The following is a 16,759-nucleotide window of genomic DNA, read 5'->3' as shown; positions in this document are numbered from 1 at the left end:
GGCTTACCCGCCGGCGTTATGGATCTTATTAACGGCAAGGCGCTTACGTTCTTGCGTCGTGCCCTCTCCGAAGATCTGGCGCCTATCAACCAGGTGGAGGTAGCGCTCTCTATGGGCGATAGCTTTGTCGCGACTGGTTTGACCATAGAGGACGATCTTCTGTCGAGAGCCGCTAAGGCCACTAAGGGCTATGCCTATCTGGTGCAACTGGTCGGTTACTCCATTTGGCAACGCGCCAACTTGCATCGTGCCAAAAGTGCCATTGTGAGCGAGGGCGACGTCACCGAAGGCATTGCGCTGGCAGAGGCTCGTTTTCACGATGTTGTTCACGAGCCCGCGATTTCTGGACTTGGACTCAACGATATCAAATACCTTTTGGCCATGTGCGAGGATAAGCAGCAGTCCAAATCATCTGAGATTGCTAAACGCATGGGTAAAAAGACCAATGAGGTCAGCTCTATTAGGGCTAAGCTGCTTCAAAGAGAGGTTATTCAAGCTCCGCAGAGGGGCTACGTGCAGTTTGCCGTGCCGGACCTAGATATCTATCTGCGAGAGAACGCCGCGGAGATTCTCGAGCGGTTCTAAATCGAGGCATGAATAGCCGCCGGTTAACTGCCCTTGTCGACTTGGCTCGCGTCCCCCCAATCTAGTAGACTCTGAACCGTTGCTAGATTGGGGGGGGGGGGATTTTCCATGAAACGCTCCATGAAACGAGTTTCCGGGGCCGTTCGGATGCCGTGGCGCAGCAGGGACTTGAGCTTCTCGGCGAACACCTGCTCTTTCGAGTTCGCAAGCAGGCAGACGCCCTCCTGCCGGTGTGCCACGTCGAACCACAGCTCGTCCTGCTCCATCGCAGCGCTCGCGTGGACCCCCAGGTCGAGCTTCGTGTCGAACGTGCTGCGCCCGTCGCTGACCTTGAGGTTGACGCGCCTGCCCTTGTAGTCCTGCTGCGACAGCTCCTCTATCTCGCCGGCGATGCGGACGGTTACGCCGTCGCCGAGGTTCGAGAGGGCGGACACAAAGGAGCGAATGGAGGCGTCGTTCATCGGGTACCGCACGAAGTCGAGGTCTATGTCCTGGGTTGCGCGGCGCCCGCTCCCCGACAGCGCGCACATCAGGACCCCTCCCTTGACCGTCACTCGGTCGCGCATGCTGGATGCCGCCAGCTTTGAGAGGATCACGTCCTGGCAGACGCGCGCGGTCGCGTTGAGGCAGGAGTAGCCCTCCTCGCGCTCGTAGCGCGCCCTCATCTCGTTCAGGTCCATCAGAATACCTCCTCCATGGCGCGCTCGAGGTGTGCCTCGCCGTGCGGGATTGCCTCCGCGTAGTCCTGCAGCCTGTATATGTCCAGCCGCTCCGACCGCCTGCGGAACGAGGCGACGGCCTCCCGGTAGAGGTCGTAGGGCAGCTTGTTGCGCGAGCGCATGAGCTCGAGGAGCATGCGCTCGGGGTCGTAAGCGGCAAGCTCGGTCCCGTCCACCGAGACGGTCGACCTCCCGACGCCCAGCCATCCCTCCGGGATGAAGTGCTGGCGCACGGCGGCGTCGCGTATCTTGGTCCCACCGCGCTTCGTGGCCAGGTCGATCTGGTCGGGGGGCGCGGTCACGAGCCCGTGGGCGTAGAGCGCGGTCTGCCCGGTCAGGATGCCCCCGGGGTAGCGCTTCGCGATCACGGCGAGGGCGTCCTCGTCCCGGTTGGTCGAGTACATCCCTCGGCCGACGGGGTGGAGCGTTCCTTCCGACACCGCCTTGCGAACGCGGTACCTGCTCCCGAGTTCAGCCAGCGCCTCCCGGTAGGTGATCACCATGCCGACCTCCCCTCGAAAGCCATATAAGCCTACATCTGATGACAATTGTAGGCTTATATGGCTTTTCATGGAACGACTCATTGCGGCACCTCCCTCGCCATGACGGTGCCTTACTTTGATGGCCCTTTCCTCGTTTGCATCTGCTATATGAAGGAACGTCGATTCTGGTGCTCGGGCGAAGGCGCTACGCGATGAAATTCTCCACCAGCGTAACCATGGAGTCCTTCTCGCTTGGGTCAGAGAGGGCAATCATGAGCGTCATGGCCGCGAGCGCGTTGCCCTCCACGCGGAGTCTTTCGCCGTTGCGCAGCATCCCGTTCTTGTCGAGGAAGTGAATGAAGAGCGCCGCTGCAGAGCGCTTGTTGCCATCCAAGAATGGATGGTCCTTCACTACGAGGTAGAGAAGGTTGGCGGCCTTTGCTTGAACGGAGGGATATAGGTCTTGGTCGCCAAAGCCCTGATAGAGGGCGCTGATGATTCCGGCGAACTGGTTGTCCCGCTCTCGTCCGAACAGGGTGGACGACGAGTAGAACGGTAGGCTGCGGACGACTTCGAGGGCTTCGGTGTAACCGAGCTCCCAGTTGGGCTCGTTGCCCTGGGGCGCCTTCATCCTTCCCGTGTCGTATTCATCGAGCAGAGTCAGGCTCGGAAGGTACTTCTGTAGAATTTCTGCCGCACCGGAGAGTTCCGGAGTACTCGACCTCTCGAGGACCTTGAAGACCGTTCCGAGCGCCTCGAGTCTCTTTTGGTTGATGGAGTATCCCTGGAGTAGATGCTGCTTGAGCACGCCATTTGCCCACCGGCGGAAGTACACGCCCTGCTGAGACTTCACGCGGTAGCCAACCGAGATGATCATGTCGAGGTTGTAGTGCTCGACCTGACGTTTGACCGTTCTTGTTCCCTCTAAGCGAACTATTTCAAAAAATGAAATAGTTCGAATTCCGGCAAGCTCTTCCTTTGCTGCGGAATGAATGTGCTTGGAGATAGTCGGCACTCCGCGCCCGAACAACGTCGCCATCTGCTGCTGGGTTAGCCAGACCGTATCGCCGTCGACGCGCACGTCAAGGTGGACTGCGTGGTCGGGGTCCTCGTACAAAGCGATCTGCTGGCTTGCGTTGGAATTGTCCATGATGTATGCCCCTTCGGTTTAGTCGACATGCTATGATCCGCACGCCGGAGGACGAGTGGTTTCAACATGCCGGTATTGCGTAGCTTCAACCGGCATCCCGCCGGTCAGTCGGCGTCGCGTGCGCCGGCTAAGCCAGGGTCGGGGCAGCAGGGATCCGCGGCGCCGGCGCTTCGTACCATTGGGGGCCTCCGAAGCGACTTTCACTCTGTCTTATTCTGGTAGATACAGTGTACCACGAAACGCGAACATGCGTACGTATTTCTGTTTAAATTTTAGCTGGACGCGGCGGTGTGTCGTCCTCTGCCTTGTTCTCCGAAGCCAGCTGTATTCCGGGCCGCGGTTCTACAAGGCAGGGGGTAGTCAGATGGATAGGATTATCCTTCTCCTACTTCTCTTGACCTTCCTGGTCATCCTGAGCAAGTAATGGGCTTTAGTGGGTGCCAAGCTCTACTTTGCTGGCCATTTGGTTCAGCTAGCTGGCATTGTGGTCGGCGTGCGCGGCGCCCTTGCCCATGCCAACTGGGACTTTTCGGCAAAGCGCGAGGGATATCTTGCCCGTGCCGTGCACCCGGGCAACTTTAGCGCCGTTACGGGCGCCTGCCAGATGGTCCGTCGCGACGTTTATGAACGGGTTGAAGGCTGCGACGAGAAGTTTGCCGTCGGTTTTAACGATGCGGATTTTTGCCTGCGCGTATGGGGGCTACCGCACCATCTTTACACCTTATGCTGAGCTGCACCACTACGAGTTCACTTCGCGCAGCAGGGAAGAGGCCAGCGAGGAAAAGCTGCGCCGTTGGAAGCGCGAGCAGGCACTGCTTATGCAGCACTGGCTGGAGTTCTTCTTGACGGGTGATCCGTGGCTGGGGCCGAACCTTAGCAGCGAGTGCGTGTATGGTGCGCTGAAAAATACTGTGCTTGTTCTGGCTTGTTGCTAGGCGTAGCGCGCGTCCCGCCGGTTGAGAAGCTCGCAGTAGTTCGACACCGCCTCTACCTGCGGCGCCTGCTCCTGCGGCTCCTCCGGCTGCCCTTGCTGCCCTGCGGCTTACCATCCTACTCACCCACGTATGACTCCCGTGCCCCGAGCGGGCAAAAGGAAATGCCCACAACGTCTCCGTTGCGGGCATTCTCCGGGCCGGCCACAAATAGCTTTATCGAATCCGATTGCTCTTCATCATCCGGATCGTTGGCGTCTCGTCGGCAAAGTCATCGTCTATCTGTAGTTCAAGGGGCACCGTAATGGAGCTTCCCAGCGCGGTCGCGGTTCCCGGGGCGAATGCGGGAAGGCGCATGACCTGGCCATTTGATATGGAAGGGATATTGCGGCGAACGTAATCGAGGTCGTAAGAGTTCTGAATGCGGTGGATTATGAAGGTTCCCGTCTGAGAGAGCACGACGCGGGAAAGCTCACTGGGGATTTGGCTGATGGCGGTAAGGTAAATGCCAAACTTACGGCCCTCCCGTGCAATTCGATTGAACACTGAGTCGTCTGTCAGGTCTGCATCCCTGATATAGCGATGCGCCTCGTCAAAAATGAGATAGATGGGTGTCGAGGAGCCTCTTCCTGCATCTAGGCTAGCCTGAAAGAGGGTGCGCGCAACGTAGTGGGAAAACAACTTCAATCCTGACTCGTCGATTATCTGAGATACGTCTAGCACAAGAATGCCATGCCCCTTGTTTAAGAGGGCAGCAATTGACTCGCCCCGCTCAAGTGAGAAGAGGTCTTGCGAATACCTTTCCCTAAGGTTTCTAAGCTGAGTAACCAGCCCCTCTGAATACGACCTTATCTGACGGTTGCCCCGCACTTCTTCTTCGTCGAACACGAAGTCAAGCGCATCAACGACGTCAGAGATTGAGACCTCGCTTTTAGGTTTTTCGTACTCACATAAGATGCGTTCGATATTGGGAAGTCCATCGGACATGTATTCGTCCTCGATGAACTCCTTCAAAAGGGACTCAAGCCCTTCGACGACATCTTTCGATATGTTTCCGTATTCCAGGTTGAAAGACACTAACAGGTTATGAGCGGTCTGAGGGCGAGAGAAAGGTCCGGACTCGCGTTCGAGAATCTTGTTAAGTTCTCCCTCAATCGGCTGGTAATACTTTGAGACCTGAAACTTCCTCGCTGCGTGGCTATCGATGCTCGTGTCCCGAATTGCGGTATATGCAAAGGCAGCAAATAGCTTTTTCTTGCCCTCCTCGTTGAGGTGGGAGTATCTCACGGCCCTCTCAAGCAGAGGTTTCTGGATGCGTCGCGAGGGGTCGAGAATAGCTGACCAGTCATCCATCGACAACTCTCCGGGCGCGAGGTGGTACTCATCAGCGCCGATTCGTCTCGTGCAGCCGTAACCGCCGCGCGTGAGAAAGTCATAATCGCCGTGCAGATCGAAGACGAAGAATCGGGGCTCTGCATCGAGCGCGTCCTCGGCATCTAAGAGCGATGCCGCCCTATCAAGCAGGAGCCGCGCGGTTGAGGACTTTCCCGAGCCGGTATTACCGAGAATAGCGAGATGACCAGAGAACAGGGAATCGATATCAAAAGTGGGTCTTACTGAATCGTACCCAGCGAGGGACCCAATCTCGACTCCTTCCCGCACGCAAAAGACCCTCTTGAGGATTGATTCATCGCAGGCATAGACATTGGAGCCGACCATGGGGAGGTCTACTACGCCGGGCACGTAGGAAGATCCTTCAATCTCTCCAATGGGGACGGCGGTGAAGATATAGCTCGTGCTAAACCTCGACGAAGGCTGGTCGGAATACGGCCTCTCGGCCTCTTCTACGGAAGTCACGCGAAAAATGATCTTTGTCGAGATAGAGAGATAGGAAAAGAGATATTGATTGAGCCCGTTTAGATGCCTTGGCTCGCCATCGAGCATCCGGTCTGAAAAGTCGGAACGTGATGCGCGTAGTCTTATCTTCTCCTGATCCATATAGCAGATGGTGCCGATGAGCCAACCCGGATTGGGAACCTCATTAGTCATTCTTGTCACCAAGCCCCAAAGATCCAGATGCCACATCGTCTCCGAAGGTGATCTCGGGCCCGATAAAGTCAGCAAATTCCGAGAAGTATAGCGGGCGCTTGCGGTCTAGTTCCCTTTCACTTGGATATACGAAATAGGTGTTCGCGCCACCTGCCTTATCGTAGAACACACGTGTAGGGGAACCGACATCTGCTTCTGCCGGGTTGCCGATAAAGGCGAGGAGCGTGAAATCGGGCCTCGCAAGAGCCTGGCTGATAAGGTTTGATATGTGAGAGTCCGCGAAGCTGAATCCACAAGTCAGAAGGACTGTGTTGGGGACGGCGAGGGCATTTACGAACTCGCGGAACATATCGCTATAGGGGGAGCCCTGGGTCAAGGCGTATTTGGAAGTCATCGGGGCGATAAGTTGTCTGTCGCCTTGGTACTCGTCGGTGATGTCGGGAAACCTGGGGATCCTTACGACGTTTCCGTCATAAATCCTCCAGTTGATGGACCCGTGCATCTTGTAAAGGCGAAAGAAGGGGTTCACCGGTTCGTAGTGATCCCTGAATCTCTCGTCGAGGTCAATCGGCCTGCGATGGTATTCCCGCGGGTTGAATGTGGGTATCAGCCCGTTCGAGAACCCGTCCACATAGGCGTAGCCGCTCGATTCAAGGGCCATCTCATGAAATAGGTCGTAGTTTGTTGTGAAGAGATTAACGACGTCGAAGGCAGCTTGACCACCGCGCGCAAGGATCTGTCGCGATACGCCAAGTCCCTGAACAAACTTACGATAGCTATCAAGGACGTCGGAGTGCTCCGCGCTGTATTTGATGTCGACGGACTCGAGAAAGGCCTTGCGAACTGCATCGGAAACCCTCTTGTCGTCATCGGCGCTATCTAGAGAGCCCTCGATGCGCTGACTCAGCCACGAGAGGAGGTTCTCTATGTTCGAGTACTTCGCAGGGTCTTCGTTATCTCGACAGGCAATTTTAGTTATCCGACTTTCCAGAAGGATAGATAGATCGGGATCGTTGAGCTTGAGGTCCGCTCGCAAGTTCCTGAAGGTTTCACCCATCAGGGGAATGGCCGGAGTAGATGCGCCAGAGCCGATAAGCGTGGCTAGGTTAATCGACCTGGAAAGAATGCCTTGAACAAAATGTCTGGCTTCTACCGCGTTTACCTCACGCCTTGTTGCACCCCTCTGCAAGGTAAAAAGGGGTTTGGAGGATTCTTTCTGCATATCGGAGGACACGTTGCCCGGTATGTTTATTGCGTTGTCAGACATGCATGCTCCCAATAAACTCAAGAACTCCTGCTCGAACGCGCCCGGGAACTGAAACATCCGCTCCTTGCCCCCGATGCTCACGTAGATCGAGCCGCCGTCTATCCTCGTCACGGTGCCGGCGCCCCATGCCTTGTGGCGCACCTTGCACCCGGCTCCCAGTGCGTTCAACTGGGCCTTGTTCGACGCCGGCCGCGCCGCTGTCGGCCGCGGTTTTCGGCTTCTCTGCGCCAGCCTTTCTCGCCGCGACGGCACCGTGTATGCAGTCGGTCGCGCTCTTGCGGTAGCGCGAGGCCACCACGGAAAGCTTGCGTCGCAGCACCTCAGCGAGGAAGTTGCCGTTGTCGTACGGCGGCTCCAGGAACCGGGAGTCGATGCGCTCCGTCTCGGATTTCACCATGTCAAGCATGGCGTTCACCTCGCACTCGTTGGTGAAGACCTCGCCAACGTCCTGAACGCGCTCCTTTGATTTACCCTGTACAGCCAAAAAACACCCCTTAGCCCATGCCGGCGGATCAGAAAACCGCAGCATAAAACACTAGTGAACAATTCTAACAGAAGGTGCGGACGCAATATTGCATCTGTTCCCAAGCGGAGCCTTTGCAGCAACCGCCACGGGACGCAGGCCAACCGTTCATTATTATGCCCCCCCCAGCGGAGCAACCACTGCCACGTGCTCACCCGTCGGGGGCCGCCCGCGCCGAACTTGCGTTCGCTCCGGGTGCCGAGCTGGGTCGGTCGCGCCGCGGGCCGCCCATGCGCGTGGAATGGCCTCGTAGCCGAGTCCCAGGTACGCGAGCACCGGTGTCGCCGCCGCGCCCGCGATGCCCAGCCAGAACGCCAGCGGCTTCGTGCGGACCCTCCAGTTGATGCCCATAGGTCTTCTCCTTCCATGGGCAATTCAAAGGGGCTGGTCGCCTGCGCGCCGCGGAGGAGGCGCAGGTACAGCCCGTACGTGGGCGAGGTCTACGTGGCGCCTGGGAACACCTGCCTGGACGAGAGGGGCAGACACCGCTTCGCGGCCAGCCAAACGGGCTGTGGGTCACAGGCATCACGGAATTCCGCATCCCCGCCGGCAAGTGCACCTCTCGCCGGCGATCAATTGCTTCAACGGAATGCCCGTCGGCTGGTCCATCGGCACGCCCCCGAACGCGGTGCTTGCCAACTCATCGCTCCTGCGGGCCTGCTCGCAGCTTGCGTATGGTGAGCACCACTGGGTGCACTCCGACCGCGGCAGCCATTACCGGTGGCCCGGTTGGATCGCCATCTGCGATGGGCACGGCATCGTGCGCTCGATGGCGAGGAAGGGGTGCTCACCCGACAATTCAAGGGCGGAGGGCTTCTTCGGCAGGCTGAAGGTGGAGTCCTTCCACGGAAGGGGCTGGGACGATGCTGGCATGGGGGAGTTCATGGAGATGCCGGACGCCTATCTGTTCTGGTACCGCGACAAGCGCCGCAAGAGCGACCTGGGCTATATGAGCCCGATGCAGTTCCGAAGAAGCCTAGGTCCTGTAGCGTAGGAACACAGTCCGGGGTTTCCGCTGCAGTCCCCGGTGTTCAGTTTAGCCTTGACAGAAGCAGTCCACCTGGAGCGCAACGTCGCGGAGTGGTGCCGCCACAAGCGCGTCGGGGGCGCCACCGTTGCCGCGCTGAAGGCCGCCTTCATGGACAAGCTCGGTAAGGTCGCGTAGGATAACGGCCGACGACGGCCCTGGAGGGAATTACGCCTCTTTTCGTGACACAACTTGCCCTCCAGGTGTAATTGGCTAAATTGTTGGTATGCAGGACACGTTGGCGACTCATAAAAGTTGCACGGTTGATGGGGGAGAGTTTGGGACGATCAAAAGAGCGCAATTCAAAGGTTGAGCTTCTGCGCATCATCTCGATGTGGTTCATAGTAGCTCATCATTTCGTGATTCATAATGCTGAGCCTATTTCCGTTTTCCCCGGGACCGTTGCACGCATGGTGCTGCATGGCGTGTTGTACCCTTCGGGGCGTATTGCCGTTGCCGTGTTTTTTATCATTACGGTGTGGTACCTGGCCGACGCGCAACTGACACTTAAGGGTCAGCTGCGAAGGGCTTGGACCCTGCTGGGGCAAATGCTCTTTTATAGTGTGCCACTCGTCCTGTACTTCGGCGTGTTTAAGGCGGGGGATGGTCTGCAAGCTGAAGAGCTAATGGCTGCCGTCTTTGCTCCGCTCGCCTCTCTGTGGTGGTTTCCTACGGTGTATATTTTGCTGATTCTTGTGGCGCCCTATCTGTTCGACGGGTTGCGTACCTTGACGAGCCGGCGACTGGGTGAGCTCTGTATGCTGCTGGTCGTGTTATATGGGGTCTTGCCCGTTGTGCCGTATTCGACAATTGGTGGCTTTGTTTCCTCCCTGACGGGTCAGACGGTCGTGATCGCGTGCGTGACGTGTTGGTTTAAGTGGCATTATCGCGGTGGGGCGGGTGCGAGGGTTTTGGTGCTGCCCGTTCTTTCGTACGTTGCTGTGTATGTTTGCTACTTTGTGGCTCAAAAGGATGTGCTCCTTTTGAGCGCTTTCGCTTCCAACGTGTACGAATCGGTGGTGACTAATCCCGCAAGCCTCTTGTCGCTTACGATCGCACTTCCGGTGTGCTTGTTTGTCTTTAACGCTCAACCTGCGCATTGGCCTGTTGTCAATTACTTGGCCACGTTGTCGTTTGGCGTGTACCTTGCCACGGACAGCGCGTACATGCAGGAGCTGCTGTGGAAGAACTTGCTTGTGTTCTCCCACTGCCACCCAGCGTGGGGACTGCTGTCGGTGGTGCTCGTGGTGACCGGCGTGTATGTTGCCGCTTCCTGCGTCGAGGCGGTTCGACAGGTTCTGTATCGGGCGTTTTTCAAGCATCCGGGTAGGGTGTTTGATGTTTTGTGGGACAAGATTGAAGGGGTTTCTTTGCCGAAGTAGGCCATTGTTGGGTCAAGTCCTAAGCGGTGCGTAAATTCGTAATCGCGATTCTCCTACGCTGCCTTCCTCAGCTCGGTTCCGATAATGGGGTAAGGGTGAAAATGGGTTAACGGCAGGTCAAGTAATTCAGTTAGAATTATTCGAGTTCTATTTTGTTTTAGTTAAAGTCTACAATTTAGATTTACGTTAATTTATTGGGAGTGCATATATGAAAAAGGTTCGTTGCGCAGTTGCTAATTTGGTTACCGCTGTTCTGGTTTCCTCTTCTTTCCTTGCTCCCGTTTCGTCGGCCTATGCACTTGAGTTTTCCTCGCTCTCTAATAATGAAGCCGAGACCTCTAGCTCCTCTTCATTTTCGGATTTCGTTTCCGAGGATACTGAGAAGACCGCCGAAGCCGACTCTTGTGAGGATACTGAGAAGACCGCCGAAGCCGACTCTTGTGAGGATACTGAGAAGACCGCCGAAGCAGGCTCTTGTAATTCGGATGTCGAATCGGCCGCTCAATCGGCTCAATCTTCCGATTCCTCTTGTGTCGATGCCTCTTTCCAATACTTGTACATTTCGCAACCCTCTCTTTCTTTGGGTGCTATGCAAGAGGCGGCGTTCGCAACTGCATCTGATTCTGATGTTTTGACCTCTGCGTCCCTATCATTCGTCAGCAATTCTGGCGAAGAGCGCTCCGTTGAAGCTTCGGCTTTCTCTGGGAATGCTGCGGGCTTTACATTTGGACAAGATTTGTTGGTAGCGCGGTATTTTTTAACCGGTATTACGTATCAGGTGAAGGATTCGAACGCGATCTATTCAGTGGACCTCTCCTCTGAGGATTACAGCTTTGACGTAGTCAATTCGTCTTCTTCATCTGATAGCGTTGACAATATCGATGATTTGTCGGTCTACTATGCTGATGAGAACGGCAATCCTGTCGAGGCTTTCTCTATTGAAGAGGCGCTTTCCGGTTCTGAAGGTGATGGTGACATTGCGGCTTATAGCGTCGATTCCCGTTCGGCTCGTAAAAACGTTCGCGTGGTTGCACTTGATGCCGGTCACGGTGGATCCGATCCCGGCGCTCAGGGCAATGGGAAGAGTGAAGCCGACCTAACATGGAAGATTGTTAGCGCGTGTAAGACCAAGCTTGAGAATTACGGATTTAAGGTAATTCTCGCTCGTGAGCAGTCGGGCAGCTACGGTAGCAGCGACTTCCTTTACCGCGTTCAGCGTTGCGTCAATCAGGGCGCCCAGGCCTATATCAGTTTCCATATCAATTCAGGTTCGTCCGCAGCTCATGGCGCCGAGGTATATTCGCCTACCGTGAACGGGGCTGACTATACCCAGGTTTCGTACGAGCTGGCCCAGAAGGTTCAGAACAATCTTGTTGCTCTCGGACTTACAAACCGTGGTGTCTTTCAGATGCAGGTAGGCGACGAATTCGCTGTTATTCGTTGCGCTCGTGAAGCTGGAATCCCCGGTATTTTGATTGAGCACGGATTTATCTCTAATTGGGGCGATGCGAACAAGTACTTTAGTGATGCCGGGTGCAAACGCCTTGGAGAAGCTGATGCGGATGCCATCATCGCGCAGTTCCCCAAATCCTCTTGGCTTGATTATTCGTCTGTTTTCGATGCCGACTACTATCTCAATAAGTATCCAGATGTTAACGAATGGGCAAACGGAAGCAAAGATAAGGCCCTGGATCACTTCATCAACTACGGCATGTCGGAGGGCCGCCGCGGCTCCGAGGCGTTCGACGTGCAGAGCTACTACAATGAGTACCCCGATCTCCGCGCCGCCTTCGGCACCGACCTCGCCAGCTACTACTCGCACTACCTTATGTACGGCAAGAAGGAGGGGCGCCACGCCACCGGCTGCTCGAAGCTCAAGGGCGCCGCAACCAAGGCGGGCGGCGTGGACTACGCTCCCGTCTACGACCCCGAGTACTACCTCTCCCGCAACGGCGACGTCGAGAAGGCCTTCACCAAGTCGACCTACGGCGGCGTGACTATGGTCGACGACTCGGCCGTCCTGCGGCACTTCATCAACTACGGAATGTCGGAGGGCCGCCGCGGCTCCGAGGCGTTCGACGTTTATAGTTATAGAACGAGGTACCTCGATCTTAGGAAGGCTTACGGAAGTAATTTAAAAGAGTATTATCTCCACTATCTCGAATATGGGATGAAAGAGCACCGTAATGGTTCGAGCATGACTGGATTTGAGGGCTATATAATGTCCTCGTCTTTCACTTCTTACGAGGATGCTGCCGTTCATTACGGCAGGACTGTTGGGAAGCATACTTATCCAACAAGCGTGTATAAAAGCAAAGGCAGCGCCTCTATTGATGAGTTTTGTAAGATCCTTTACGAAGAAGCCTCATTTGAGGGAGTATGTCCTGAAGTTTTATATGCTCAAGTCATGAAAGAGACGGGCTATTTAAGATTCGGAAATTTGGTCCAGGCAAATCAGTGCAATTTTGGAGGTGTTGGAGCCACCGGTCCTGGAAATCCCGGATATACTTTTTCTTCCGTTAGAGAAGGGCTTAGGGTTCAGGCGCAGCATTTAAAAGCGTACGCAACAACTGAACCTTTGAATAATCCGTGTATTGACCCACGCTTTAATCTTGTTTCCCGTGGGTGTGCTCCCAAGACGACGGACCTAAATGGACGTTGGGCCGTTCCCGGTAAAGGTTACGGCGAAGGCTTAAATGCAATTGTCCTTGATGTTTTGTGCATGTAATGGGTCTACATGAGTAATCGTCCTTCTCTGTACCACCTGTAGCGCGCTTTAGTGCCGCTCACATCCGCGCCCGCGACCCACCGGCTCGCCGCCTATACGCTCGAGACGCCATACCGGTAGTCGAGAGAAAGGAACTGATCTTGGCGAGAAGGATACCGGCGAGGGTGGTGCTCAGGCTGACGTCGTCGAACCTGTCGCTCAACGTGATCGCCTCTGCACTGCACGCGTCGAAGGTCGGCATCACGCTCAGTTTCCTGCACGGCGAGTACCGCGAGGATGCGCCGCGCGGGGCGAGGCGGCGATGTCCTACGACCGCTTCTGCAAGCGGTACAGGCAGTTCACGGTCAGCAGGAACGTCGTGAGCTGGGTCGGCCGCAAGGCGGGCAGGAACATGGAGGTCGACTGGTCCGGTCCGACCATGTCCCTCGTCGACCAAGCGAGTATCTGGGTAACGGTTTTACGACTAATCCCGTGACCGTCAAGTAGCAAAGGGACGGAGCGTGAGCTCCGTCCCTTTGTTTGTAGGGCGGTCTGCTACCATAAACTATATCTTTTGCTAAGAGATTGGGAGCTCTTATGCCAAGATTCAAGCTCGTTCTGGCTTTTCTAGAGCGAGATAGAGATGACGAGAGAGTAAGAAAGAATCAATGGCTGAAGCGCTGAGAATAGCAATCTTTTCCGCTCAATATCTGCCTCACATTGGCGGTGTTGAGTCCTATACCAGAAACCTCGCAGTTACGCTCATTGGCATGGGCCATAAGCCGGTCGTGGTCACGTGTAATTGCGATTCGCTGCCGTCTCGAGAGGTAACAGACGATGGTATTGAGGTTGTAAGACTGCCGTGTTTTCCATTGCTTGGTGGCAGGTTCCCTGTCTCGCGTTTTGGAAGAGCTTATCGGAGCATGCTGAGGGCTCTTGATGGCGAGTGCTTCGATGGCGTCCTAGTTAATACGAGGTTTTATCCCCATTCAATCTGTGGGCTTCGGTTCGCCAGGCGCCATCATCTTACCCCCATCGTTCTTGACCATGGATCGCAGTATCTTACATTCGGAAACGCAGTATTGGATGTGTTCGTTCGCGCCTATGAACACATAATTACTTCGATTGCCAAGCGGTTTCATCCAGTGTTTTGCGGTGTTTCTAAGAAAAGCCTGGATTGGCTTCGACAATTTGGTATTTCTGGCATTGATATCCTGCCTAACGCGATTGACGTTGATGCTTATTGCTCCAATGCCTCAAATCGAGATTTTCGTGCCGAATTGGGCGTCGGGACGGATTCTGTTCTTGCCTGTTTTGTTGGAAGGTTGATTCCCGAGAAGGGTATCGACTCCCTTCTTGCGGCTATGAAGCAACTGAATGAAACGCCCGTAAAGTTGGTGGTTGCGGGTGATGGTCCCCTGCGTGAGTTGATGGATTCTACTCCTGAGAATGTCTCCTATGTTGGTCCTTTGCGTCCGGCGGATGTGTCGTCCTTGCTTCAGGCCGCAGACGTGCTGTGTCTTCCTACGAGATCAGAGGGTTTTTGTACGACCCTTCTCGAGTCTTCGGCGTGCGGCACCCCGGCAATCATTCCCTTGGTGGGCGGAGTTGACGAAGTATTTGGTGAGGAAGATTGCGGTTTTTTGTTGGATGGCTGTGCTCCCGACCAAATTGCCGAAGCAATACGAGTGGCGTGCGCATCGAAAGCGGAGACGCGGCGAAAGGGACGGCTGGTCCAGAGTAGAGTTCGAGAGTATTGTACGTGGGGCAATACTGCAGAGAGGCTCGTTGAACTTCTTGGTGCGTAGCAATTACGTTGGTGTTGCTTTTCCGTTGACTGGGGTTTGCCGCGGTTTTGTTTCCTCGTTCGGATATTGTTTTCTTCAGAAGTAGGAGAATGAGAAGGTATAGTGATGCACGATATTCTTATTGTGACCTCAAGGAATGTTGCCACCTCGGGCGGCGAGTTTAGCCTGATTAAAAATAGAGCAGATGCTCTAAAGAATGGGTGGGGCATTGAGTCTGATGTTGCGGCTCTTTGCAATGTTCGCTTGGGTGTTTCTGAGGGTGGTGAAGCTTTTGGACCCGGCGTTTATGTTCGGCGGGATTTTATGAATCCCATGCAGCTGCTGTCGGGATATGAAGAGCTAATTACCACTGCGGAAAAAAAGGTTTTGAGTGGCTCCTACAAGGCGATCATCCTTTCTGGCGTGGGGCTGTTTCGTTATGTCGACCGGATGAAGCGCGCCGCCGAGGCGTCGGGAGCTTTTGTATGTGCTGATGTTCATGGTTATTACGGCGACGGCTCCCTTCTTGCACGCGACGAGCCCCTCTTCCTTGGCTCATTCCACCGTGCCGCCGCTTTTGTTGAGAGATACGAGCAGCGCAAATATTTGCGTAAGTTCGACCGTATCTTTTGTGTTTCTCGAGCGTATCGCAGTTTCCTTTGTCGAGAGTGCGGCTGCAAAGAGGGTCAGTTCTACATTGTTCCGTGTGCGACGGGGGCGAAGCCAAGCTTTGGTCGTGCGGAGGAGCTTAAGTATCGAGAGGATTATAGGAGGAAGTACGGTGTAGAAGATAACGAGTGGCTGCTCGTTTACTCAGGCGGAGCTTCGTCGTGGCAATGCCTTCCGCAAACTGCAGAGTTGTATCGCGAAATACTGAAGAGGCGTGGGGCAAAGCTACTTGTTTTGTCTGGTGACGTTACTTCTGCACGCGCCGCAATCGGTGATTGTGACGACGTTGAATTCGATAGCTTCAAGCCATCTGACCTCCCTAGCGTGTTCTGTGCTGCGGACTTCTTCGTGATGTTGAGAGAGGACGTTCCAACGAACCACTTTGCTTACCCTAACAAGTTCTTGGAATACGTCGCGGCGCACAGGCCGGTAATCACTACTCCTTACGTTTACGACATTGCCGAAGAGATTGATAGACATGGTGTTGGACTTCTGTATAACGGGGATGTGGATGATCTCGTTTTGAAAATGGACAATGCGGTATGCGACAGGGATTCATGTGATCGCCTGGTGCAAAAGGTTTCTTTTGCAAATTCCCTCATCCCGTTTGCCAGGGATTTGGGAAGCGTTGGGTCCAGTTGCTAAAGTGAGCGGGTCGTCTATGCTTATAACGGTTTTTACCCCGACTTATAATCGCGCATATATCCTTCCCAAGCTATTCGAAAGTCTGAAAAGACAATCTTTTCGAGATTTCGAATGGATAATTGTTGATGATGGAAGCACGGATGATACGCGAAAGCTCGTCGAGGCGATGCAGCAAGATTGTCAGGTGAAATTTCCTATCCGCTATTTTTTCCAGGTCAATAGCGGAAAGCACGTTGCATGGAATAAGGGTCTTGATGAGGCGAAGGGAGCCTTGTTTTTCCCGGTAGACAGCGACGATTATCTAACCGATGATGCCTTGGAGCGTATTGGGGAGAACTGTGAAACCGTTATGTCTAACGAGCGCCTGATTGCCTTGTCGGGAGTTCGTATTTTTCCGGGCAACAAGCTTACGGGAGGAATTCTGCAAGACAATGTGGGTTCGTACATCGATTATTCGTCAATTGATCGCCGATCGAAGGGGATTACGGGTGACCTTGCCGAGGCCTTTGTGACGGAACGGTTGAGGAAGTACCGATTCCCGGTTTTTGAAGATGAGAGGTTTGTTCCTGAAGCAGTTGTCTTTAATAGATTCAGCAACGATGGATATCTAATTCGTGGGTACGCCTTTCCTCTCTACGTGTGCGAATACCTTGCCGATGGCTACACGAAGAATACTGATCGGCTGCTCATTACGAACTGGAAGGGATATCGCCTGTACGTTTCAGAGTTGATGCATAGCACAGTCGGAATAAGGGCAAAAGCCATTCCGTTTTGTGGATTTATGTACCGTTCGTTATTGAAAATGTTTGGTTTGTGCAAATAGGCTTGAGTGAAG

General features: G+C 54.7%; 16 protein-coding genes. 9 read left to right on the top strand and 7 right to left on the bottom strand.

The annotated features are described in order from the left end of the window. Positions 1-111: 111 nt before the first annotated feature. Positions 112-585: a hypothetical protein gene (locus DW180_RS05170; protein ID WP_233545187.1), complete on the top strand. Its 474-nt coding sequence runs from the start codon at positions 112-114 to the stop codon at positions 583-585. A gap of 23 nt (positions 586-608) precedes the next feature. On the opposite strand, the gene DW180_RS05165 is transcribed toward DW180_RS05170, so the two are convergent. The 3 genes from DW180_RS05165 to rhuM form a co-directional block, all read right to left on the bottom strand. Then, the gene (locus tag DW180_RS05165; RefSeq protein ID WP_158570938.1) at positions 609-1,265 is read right to left on the bottom strand and encodes a nucleotidyl transferase AbiEii/AbiGii toxin family protein; all 657 of its coding nucleotides are present in this window, start codon (positions 1,263-1,265) and stop codon (positions 609-611) included. Next, positions 1,265-1,807, bottom strand: coding sequence for a hypothetical protein (locus DW180_RS10230; RefSeq protein WP_158570937.1), 543 nt, complete (start codon positions 1,805-1,807; stop codon positions 1,265-1,267). Before DW180_RS10230 ends, DW180_RS05165 begins: the two co-directional genes overlap by 1 nt. Before the next feature lie 184 nt (positions 1,808-1,991). Further along, complete coding sequence (rhuM, locus tag DW180_RS05160; protein WP_118237770.1) at positions 1,992-2,936, bottom strand: RhuM family protein; 945 nt, start codon at positions 2,934-2,936, stop codon at positions 1,992-1,994. Between the two features lie 433 nt (positions 2,937-3,369). Here rhuM and DW180_RS05155 point away from each other — a divergent pair, with 433 nt between their 5' ends. After that, on the top strand, positions 3,370-3,666 hold the full coding sequence (locus DW180_RS05155) for a hypothetical protein (protein ID WP_055252705.1): 297 nt from the start codon (positions 3,370-3,372) through the stop codon (positions 3,664-3,666). 418 nt (positions 3,667-4,084) lie between these two features. Here the strand turns inward: DW180_RS05155 and DW180_RS05150 are convergent, their stop codons facing one another. From DW180_RS05150 to DW180_RS10650, 4 genes are all read right to left on the bottom strand, one after another. Next, a complete protein-coding gene (locus DW180_RS05150; RefSeq protein WP_055252479.1) occupies positions 4,085-5,917 on the bottom strand; it encodes an ATP-binding protein in 1,833 nt (610 codons plus the stop codon). After that, positions 5,910-7,184, bottom strand: a complete 1,275-nt coding sequence (locus DW180_RS05145) for an SIR2 family protein (RefSeq protein ID WP_158570935.1) — start codon at positions 7,182-7,184, stop codon at positions 5,910-5,912. Before DW180_RS05145 ends, DW180_RS05150 begins: the two co-directional genes overlap by 8 nt. Continuing rightward, complete coding sequence (locus DW180_RS10475; protein WP_226790515.1) at positions 7,177-7,668, bottom strand: hypothetical protein; 492 nt, start codon at positions 7,666-7,668, stop codon at positions 7,177-7,179. The genes DW180_RS05145 and DW180_RS10475 overlap by 8 nt, the downstream gene beginning before the upstream one ends. 153 nt (positions 7,669-7,821) lie before the next feature. Further along, on the bottom strand, positions 7,822-8,058 hold the full coding sequence (locus tag DW180_RS10650; RefSeq protein ID WP_118237764.1) for a phage holin: 237 nt from the start codon (positions 8,056-8,058) through the stop codon (positions 7,822-7,824). On the opposite strand from DW180_RS10650, the gene DW180_RS10575 reads away from it, so the two are divergent. The 7 genes from DW180_RS10575 (at position 8,006) to DW180_RS05100 (ending at position 16,747) form a co-directional block, all read left to right on the top strand. Next, entirely contained in the window at positions 8,006-8,701 is a 696-nt protein-coding gene (locus tag DW180_RS10575) for a DDE-type integrase/transposase/recombinase (RefSeq protein WP_118237762.1), read from the top strand. The genes DW180_RS10650 and DW180_RS10575 overlap by 53 nt on opposite strands. A gap of 48 nt (positions 8,702-8,749) precedes the next feature. Then, positions 8,750-8,872, top strand: coding sequence for a hypothetical protein (locus DW180_RS10570; RefSeq protein WP_255413388.1), 123 nt, complete (start codon positions 8,750-8,752; stop codon positions 8,870-8,872). Positions 8,873-9,000: 128 nt separating this feature from the next. Further along, entirely contained in the window at positions 9,001-10,116 is a 1,116-nt protein-coding gene (locus tag DW180_RS05125) for an acyltransferase family protein (protein WP_118237760.1), read from the top strand. A 208-nt stretch (positions 10,117-10,324) separates the two neighbouring features. Further along, positions 10,325-12,844, top strand: coding sequence for an N-acetylmuramoyl-L-alanine amidase (locus DW180_RS05120; RefSeq protein WP_118237758.1), 2,520 nt, complete (start codon positions 10,325-10,327; stop codon positions 12,842-12,844). 647 nt (positions 12,845-13,491) lie between these two features. After that, on the top strand, positions 13,492-14,631 hold the full coding sequence (locus tag DW180_RS05110; RefSeq protein WP_070097158.1) for a glycosyltransferase family 4 protein: 1,140 nt from the start codon (positions 13,492-13,494) through the stop codon (positions 14,629-14,631). 105 nt (positions 14,632-14,736) lie between these two features. Next, entirely contained in the window at positions 14,737-15,924 is a 1,188-nt protein-coding gene (locus DW180_RS05105) for a glycosyltransferase (RefSeq protein WP_118237756.1), read from the top strand. Positions 15,925-15,940: 16 nt separating this feature from the next. Next, positions 15,941-16,747 (top strand): glycosyltransferase family 2 protein, encoded by an 807-nt coding sequence (locus DW180_RS05100; protein WP_158570933.1) that lies wholly within the window; start codon positions 15,941-15,943, stop codon positions 16,745-16,747. Positions 16,748-16,759 lie beyond the last annotated feature (12 nt).

It is taken from the genome of Collinsella sp. AM16-21, from assembly GCF_003471905.1.
GTDB lineage: Bacteria > Actinomycetota > Coriobacteriia > Coriobacteriales > Coriobacteriaceae > Collinsella.
Note: the sequence above shows the minus strand (reverse complement) of the source record. Positions and strands in the feature narration are given on the sequence as shown.

Coding starts and splice junctions, on each gene's coding strand:
- DW180_RS10650 (WP_118237764.1), bottom strand. CDS start 8,058: ATGGGCATCAACTGGAGGGTCCGCACGAAGCCGCTGGCGTTCTGGCTG.
- DW180_RS10230 (WP_158570937.1), bottom strand. CDS start 1,807: ATGGTGATCACCTACCGGGAGGCGCTGGCTGAACTCGGGAGCAGGTAC.
- rhuM (WP_118237770.1), bottom strand. CDS start 2,936: ATGGACAATTCCAACGCAAGCCAGCAGATCGCTTTGTACGAGGACCCC.
- DW180_RS05120 (WP_118237758.1), top strand. CDS start 10,325: ATGAAAAAGGTTCGTTGCGCAGTTGCTAATTTGGTTACCGCTGTTCTG.
- DW180_RS05100 (WP_158570933.1), top strand. CDS start 15,941: ATGCTTATAACGGTTTTTACCCCGACTTATAATCGCGCATATATCCTT.
- DW180_RS05170 (WP_233545187.1), top strand. CDS start 112: ATGGGCGATAGCTTTGTCGCGACTGGTTTGACCATAGAGGACGATCTT.
- DW180_RS05165 (WP_158570938.1), bottom strand. CDS start 1,265: ATGGACCTGAACGAGATGAGGGCGCGCTACGAGCGCGAGGAGGGCTAC.
- DW180_RS05105 (WP_118237756.1), top strand. CDS start 14,737: ATGCACGATATTCTTATTGTGACCTCAAGGAATGTTGCCACCTCGGGC.
- DW180_RS05150 (WP_055252479.1), bottom strand. CDS start 5,917: ATGACTAATGAGGTTCCCAATCCGGGTTGGCTCATCGGCACCATCTGC.
- DW180_RS05145 (WP_158570935.1), bottom strand. CDS start 7,184: ATGTCTGACAACGCAATAAACATACCGGGCAACGTGTCCTCCGATATG.
- DW180_RS05125 (WP_118237760.1), top strand. CDS start 9,001: ATGGGGGAGAGTTTGGGACGATCAAAAGAGCGCAATTCAAAGGTTGAG.
- DW180_RS05110 (WP_070097158.1), top strand. CDS start 13,492: ATGGCTGAAGCGCTGAGAATAGCAATCTTTTCCGCTCAATATCTGCCT.
- DW180_RS10575 (WP_118237762.1), top strand. CDS start 8,006: ATGCCCAGCCAGAACGCCAGCGGCTTCGTGCGGACCCTCCAGTTGATG.